We start from the raw sequence: 6,733 nt of genomic DNA on the forward strand, positions 1-6,733 counted from the left end.
TCATTACCACAAGCTTCGCATTTATACCTACGCTATTTAGTATTACTAATTAGCAAAATAATTATATCCATCATGGCAGTGATGGTCAAGCTTAAGGGTTATATAAATCTGTCCCTGGATGAAAGGCATACCAGGCAAACCAAAACGACCGCACGCCGGTGATTTCCTCACCAGTTTCTGCATCGTAAACGGTGATAACGTCGCGGTCACTATCATAGTTTACCGTCAGTTCCTGGCCACCAAGATTATCTTCAAAACTGCCAGATGCATTCAGTGCCGCGTAGCGGTAGGCTTTAAATGCACCGTTAACTTCAACGCCGTATACCCAATCTTTGGGGTGAAGCTGATCATTTTGATTGTCGACTGGGAAATAAATAGCACCGCTTGCGTTGTAATTGCCATACGGATTGCGGTCGTAATCCCTAATATAGCCGGTATCGCGTGACAATACTTGGCTTTGCGGGTGGTCGCGTTTCCAATCAGCCCAAGTAACGTTATCGGCCGGAAGCAACTCAAGCTTGGCCCTGGTCATTTCGCCAACAATCGCCTTACCTTCAATTTGCGACCAGTACGAATCAGTTAGCCGATCGTACATGACTAAATCGGAATTATATAACTTCCCCGATACGCCAAATTCAACTCGTGTCCCGTTTACTACTGGATCAAAAACTATGCCGGTTCCGCAAAGCGGACAATATGTTATTAATACTCTTTGACCGTTAATTATATCATTCACAATTTCATGCCAAACTAAAATTTGAAACGGATAATATCGCTCAAGGCCGTCTCGCACAATGCCGATGCCAAGGCCGTTAGGGTCTAGATACTCATCAGCTTCCGCCACGCTCACAAATTCAGGATTGTCAATTGGCGGAATGCCATCTTTTTCAACCCCGCCGGAAATTATTTCGTCTAGCGGAACGCTGTGTTTAATACCATTAGTGATTAATATTTTTTCTTGCGGTGGCTCGCCTAAATTATTGGCGCTTGGGGATATGCTTCCATTATTAAAAAATAATTCTTGGTCAGTTATAAAATTACCATCTAAATCTTGAGAGGCGCTAGCGACAAAATATTTTTGCCATATCAACAAAGCAAAAGCAATCAAAACAATAGCGCCGAGCGGCAAAAGAATATTTTTATTCATACAATTTCAACTTAAAGGATTGAGCTGATTTGACTTTTTAACTGAGAGGTAGTTTGATGACCGATAAATTTATTTTGAGCGCTACCGTTGATGACAAAAAATGTATGCTGATAAGTCACCCCGAACTCTTTGGCTAGTGCTTGGTCTTCAGAATTTGTTTCAGGGTCATTATAATGAACAAAAAATCCTTGGACTCCCCAACTTAAGACATCAGCGTCGGTACCAAACAATTCATTAACAACCGGGTTTTGGCGGCGGCAAGTTGGACACCAACTGGCAGTAAAATATAATAATACTGGCTGCCCGGAAGTTAGCGCAGCTTGGTAATCAGCCTCATTGTATCGCTGATAATTAACCGATGTCACTGGAACAGTTTGATTATAATCCACCGCCGGATCGGGGGTAGTATTATTTGGTGAAACAATCGAATCAGTGACAACAGTTTCTTCTAAGGTATTATCGCCTGGCTCCTTTTCCAAAACCACGTCTTCATTTTCAGTTGTAGCATTTTTATCAACCATCAATTGTGAAGAGCTATCGCCCGCCCCATCAGGATTAGAATTTACCATATCACTATTATCTTGTCGGTGAGATTGGTCACTAGCCATATTAGTGCCTGGATTATCTTGGTCATGAGAGGAAATAAATATAAAATAAGCTCCTCCAAGCACAGCAATTAACACAGCCAAACTGATTCCATACTTCATACTATCAATTTACTAATTAGCCAAAGGTAAAGGCGAAGGCCTCTGCACCGGATGATTGAAAAATAAGTTCTAATGTGTGCTCCTCATACTCATCACCAGTGTTAATAAAATTATACAGTTGTGACGGCTGTATAGTGGTAATGCTTTTACCGTTTTGGATCACAACGTCGTCTCCTAACTCACTTTGATTTAATGGCCGGCCATCAATTAGAACTTCTGCCACTACCGGCGCATCAGCTTGCATCACAATGTTAACCTTGCTGGCGCGATAATGGATTACAATTTTACCGCTCTCACTTTCAAGTTTGGAACTTTCATCGCCAATCTTCCAATCCCCTTCCAAGAAGAAACTGTGTAATTGCACATCTAAGGGTGGGCTGAATTGAATTGGGTTGTTAAATAGAGGAAGATTTTTTGCCGCTACTCGAGTTGGTATCGACCCTCCCGAAGGTGTCGGGACTATACTTTCCCAATTGGAAAAATTTGGCGGGCTTAATCTTGAATATCCAAAATATAACTCCGGCGTTATGTTTTTGTCCTTAACTGACTCTCCTTGAACATCTGATAAGCCAAGACCGGATTCAATCAGACCGGCATCTTTTAATAGCTGCTGAATCACTTTTTCTGATTCATCATATTGGCCTTCGCCAAAATGCTGCCACACAATATTGCCTTTGTGATCAATAAAGTATTTAGCCGGCCAAAATTGATTCCGGTACGCCCGCCAAGTCTTAAAATCATTATCTTGAGCCACCGGATATTCAATGTTATGTTCGGCAATCGCATTTAATACATTGTCAGCACTTTTTTCAAATTGAAATTCCGGTGAGTGCACACCAATAATAACTAAACCTTGGTCGCGATATTTACGATCCCATTCTGTGATGTAAGGCAAGGTGCGGATGCAGTTAATGCAAGAATAAGTCCAAAAATCAATTAACACAACCTTGCCACGCAAATCAGTTAACGAAATAGATTCACCGTTAGGCGTATTAAGCCACCTTTCAATGCCTTGAAAATCAGGCGCCTTAATTGGATTTGGGTTAAAAATTGATCGATCCACAATATCGTTTGAGTTAGTTGATAAAATTGATTGATTAAAGGTATATGCGTCGCCAAACGGGTCTGATTTAATGACATAACCAACAATCGCCACCACCCCGACAATTACGACCGCTAAGATAATTTTTGAGCTTTTGGCCATGCCTATTTTTTTAATGAACCCTCGTTAAAATCCAGGGGGGCATTATCAAATACTTCCGGCATCATCATGCCTTCTTCGTCCATGGATATTGAATCTATTATTTGTGATTCAATGGCGGTGGTGTCTGGCAAAATATCAAAGAGTTTAGTTTCTAATTTACGGTCCAGGCCAAAAAACATCAAAAACGCGGTGATAATTAGTAATGCGCCGGCAAATTGACGGACCAATTCGGCTTTGGTGGCAAACCATCTGACTTTATTGGCAATCCATTGGCCACCGTAACCAATGATAAGCAAAGGCACTGCTGCTCCGACCGCATAAGCAGCTAATAATATTAAACCGATGGTTAACTCTTGTTGAACCGAAGCGACAGTTAAAATAATCCCAAGCACTGGCCCGGCACACGGCACCCAAACTAAAGCCATAGAAGCGCCCAAAGTAAAGCCGCCCCAAAGACCTTTGCGTTGTATGACTGGTTTAGGCGTGTTAGAACTTGGCATAACTTTCATTTTCAGCGTCGTAAACTTAGCTTTAAACCAGCTATATATTTTGGTATAGGTTTTATCAAAAACTAAGGCAAGCCCAAAGACAAAAATCAACCCAATCGCGATGCTACGCAAACCCTCGCGCGATAAACCAAGAAAACTGGTAGACGCGATAAAGATGATGCCGAAAATTGAAAAAGTGGTAATAAGCCCCAATACGATGAAGAGCGGCCGCCAGCGATTTTGATTAAGCGAAGAACCAAGCATGATGGGCAGAAGCGACAAAATGCACGGTGCGATAATGGTTAGAAAACCAGCCAAGATAGAAAGTAAGATTAAATTAAGTGTGACCATAGTTTTATAGGTTCCTCCCGTGCGAAGGGAGGGTAAAAGGGGTTGTATGAAATTTAGTTTTTATAAAACCCCCTCGCGCTCCCCCTTGACCGGGGGAAATTATTAATTATTTGGCAATCGACTGTAAATCATCACGAATTTGTTTTTCCGTCCGTGTGCCGATTGTTTTATTAACCACTTCGCCGGATGAATTAATATAGATATAAGTATGCTGGCTTGTCACACCATAGCGCAGGGCTAGTTCCTTTTCCGCATCAGAAGTTTCATTGTCTAAAATATTTACAAAGAATCCCTCAATGCCAGATGATTGGACTTCCGCGTCAGCGCCAAATAATTGATTTAAATCACGATTTTGCAGTTTGCAAGTCGGGCACCAATTAGCGTGAAAGTTAATAAAAATTGGCTTGCCAGAGGCTAAAGCTGCTTCAAAAGCGTCCGGCGTATATTCATTATAATGCTCGGAAGCAACCGGGCTGGATGAATTAAAAGCATCAGAATTTGAGTTATGTTGTGTGTCCAAGTTTTGACCGCCGAAAGTACATGCCGATAGTACAAATCCGGAAAATATTAAAACCGTTAATTTAGATCGTGATTTCATATGTATACTCTATCATATATTAAATTTTTACCTTAAGTCAAGTTAACTTTACATCAAACTTTTGAAAAACCCTTCGACTGCGATTACGCTTCGCTCAGCGGATAAACACGGAAGTTACACCTCGCTTATTGCCTGAGCGCGTCGAAGGCTTTTCAAAATTTACAACTTCAACAGCTGCTTTAATTTAGCTTCGTCAAAGCCAACCACAATTTCACCGTCAATATCAATCACGGGAACTGCCATCTGTCCAGACTTATCAATCATTTCTTGGGCCTTGGCCTGGTCGGAAGAAACGTCGTGCTCAGTGTAATCAATGTTGTTGGCCTTGAAAAAGTCTTTGGACATCTTGCAAAATGTGCAGGTTGGAGTTGAGTAAATAGTTACGTTTGCCATAAGCTTGTTTAATTATTTCTTAGTTAAGTTTAATTATTTTAACATCTCTTGCCAGTAAGATACATCACAAAACCTGCTACAGAACATCAGGCAGTGTTTGCCTGTCAATTTTTATCATATTTTTCTCAATTTTGATAAAACCTTTTTCCTTAAGTTCCTGAACGGTCTTAGTAATCGTTTCGCGGCTGGCGTTAATAGATTGTGCCAGTTGCTGGTGAGTAACTTTATTCTCCAACCAATAGTAATCATCATCATACGTGCCTATCTTTTTAGCTTGGCGAATAATTTCATTAAGCAAGCGGACACTGACTTTGTTCATGCCAAAATCGCGGATGCGATCTTCAGCTTCCTGCAACTGACTGCCAAGCTGTTTGATAAGCCGAAGCGCAACTTGTGGGTAGGCGTGTAAAATTTTTAAAAAATCATTTTTACTCGCCACGCAAACATAGGTGTTTCCAACACTTTCAGCAAAGTTTGCGATGCGCGATGGATCATCATCGTCCAAAATATCGCCAAAAACGTCGCCCGGGGCGAGGCGGTTGACAACGACTTTTTTGTCGTTAGCGTAGCGGTAAATTTGGACTTCGCCCCTTTTTAAAATATACACTTTTTCTTTTGACTCTTGTGGCACAAAAATTAACTGCTTGGGATCATAGCTTTGATCCAGTGTAATCTCATGCAATTTTTCAGTAAAGTCATCCGGCATTGAGTCGAACAGATGGACTTGTTTTAAATACCAAATTTTATTCATATGATAATAATATCACACATTTATTACATACACAGTGAGGTTGGTTACAATCTTTTAATCGTATTAATAATTCCTCTCCCTTATGTCCTGCCTGTCTGTCCTTTGGCGGGAACTTGTCGAAGGGTGACGGGTGAGGGTGGGTGATGGTGGATTAATCGATTATATTTTCTACCTCACCCTTCCCCTCTCCTGGGACGTCAGACGTCCCCTGCTAGGAGAGGGTTTATTATTTCCTCTCCCTTTGACGGGAGAGGATGAAACCCGCCTGACGGGTTGAAGGTGAGGGTGGATTTCATAATCATTTTGTTTCTACCTCACTCCCGCCCGAATAGCTGAAGTCATTTAGTCGGCGTGCTCCCCTCTCCAGGCAAGATAGGGTTTTATTTCCAATCAAGCTTAGACAAAGCTGCAAACTTTTCTTCGGCTCTGCCCCAGTTGAGATTTTCAAAATAAGCGTCTAAATAATCGCCTTTGTTTGGCCCTTGGTCAAGATAAAAAGCATGCTCCCACATGTCAATTGCCACAATTGGCACACAGTTCCACCAAGCACCTTGGTCGTGGTAATCAACCGAGGCATTGTGCAAGGTTTTATGGTCTAAATCGTAGACAAGCAGTGCCCAGCCACGGGTACTCATGGCAATGGCTTTTGCCTCTGCCTCCCAATTGGCGTATGACCCAAAATCAGATTCAATTTGTTTTAACAAATCTCCTTTGGGTTGCGAACCGTCACCACCCAAATTATCCCAATAAATTTCGTGCAGTACCATGCCGGAAACATTATGCGATTCGGCCTGTTTTACTGCCCGGATACTTTCGTACTCGCCGGATTCACGTATTTTTCTTAATTTTTCGGAAATGGCATTACGCGCTTTAACGTAAGCGGCATAATGCACATCGTGGTGAATGGTTATTTGTTTTTCTGAAATTCCTTTCAAGGAGCCGGCTTTAAAGCCTAAGTCTTTAACTGAATAATCTGACATAAAATATTGGTTAATGGTTAATGGTTAATAGATATTTAGTATATCACGCTAGCGGCGTGAGTCAAAGTGACAGGTACCCCAAAATTTGTAAACTCAGTCTATGAGGTATAATGG

General features: G+C 41.5%; 8 protein-coding genes. All 8 read right to left on the bottom strand.

Annotated features, from left to right (window positions below):
- Nucleotides 1-91: 91 nt before the first annotated feature.
- The 8 genes from COT81_02055 to COT81_02090 all read right to left on the bottom strand — a co-directional run bounded on the left by COT81_02055 (nt 92) and on the right by COT81_02090 (nt 6,619).
- Nucleotides 92-1,147, bottom strand: a complete 1,056-nt coding sequence (locus COT81_02055; GenBank protein ID PIS05261.1) for a hypothetical protein — start codon at nt 1,145-1,147, stop codon at nt 92-94.
- Between the two features lie 11 nt (nt 1,148-1,158).
- Complete coding sequence (locus tag COT81_02060) at nt 1,159-1,854, bottom strand: hypothetical protein (GenBank protein PIS05262.1); 696 nt, start codon at nt 1,852-1,854, stop codon at nt 1,159-1,161.
- Between the two features lie 16 nt (nt 1,855-1,870).
- A complete protein-coding gene (locus COT81_02065; GenBank protein ID PIS05263.1) occupies nt 1,871-3,058 on the bottom strand; it encodes a thiol-disulfide isomerase in 1,188 nt (395 codons plus the stop codon).
- A 2-nt stretch (nt 3,059-3,060) separates the two neighbouring features.
- Complete coding sequence (locus COT81_02070) at nt 3,061-3,897, bottom strand: hypothetical protein (GenBank protein ID PIS05264.1); 837 nt, start codon at nt 3,895-3,897, stop codon at nt 3,061-3,063.
- Between the two features lie 106 nt (nt 3,898-4,003).
- A complete protein-coding gene (locus COT81_02075) occupies nt 4,004-4,495 on the bottom strand; it encodes a hypothetical protein (GenBank protein ID PIS05265.1) in 492 nt (163 codons plus the stop codon).
- A gap of 159 nt (nt 4,496-4,654) precedes the next feature.
- Nucleotides 4,655-4,888, bottom strand: coding sequence for an NrdH-redoxin (locus tag COT81_02080; protein ID PIS05266.1), 234 nt, complete (start codon nt 4,886-4,888; stop codon nt 4,655-4,657).
- Nucleotides 4,889-4,964: 76 nt separating this feature from the next.
- On the bottom strand, nt 4,965-5,639 hold the full coding sequence (locus COT81_02085) for a hypothetical protein (protein PIS05267.1): 675 nt from the start codon (nt 5,637-5,639) through the stop codon (nt 4,965-4,967).
- A 380-nt stretch (nt 5,640-6,019) separates the two neighbouring features.
- Nucleotides 6,020-6,619: a superoxide dismutase gene (locus COT81_02090; protein ID PIS05268.1), complete on the bottom strand. Its 600-nt coding sequence runs from the start codon at nt 6,617-6,619 to the stop codon at nt 6,020-6,022.
- Nucleotides 6,620-6,733 lie beyond the last annotated feature (114 nt).

This window comes from Candidatus Buchananbacteria bacterium CG10_big_fil_rev_8_21_14_0_10_42_9 (assembly GCA_002773845.1).
Taxonomy (GTDB): Bacteria; Patescibacteriota; Patescibacteriia; order Buchananbacterales; family 21-14-0-10-42-9; genus 21-14-0-10-42-9.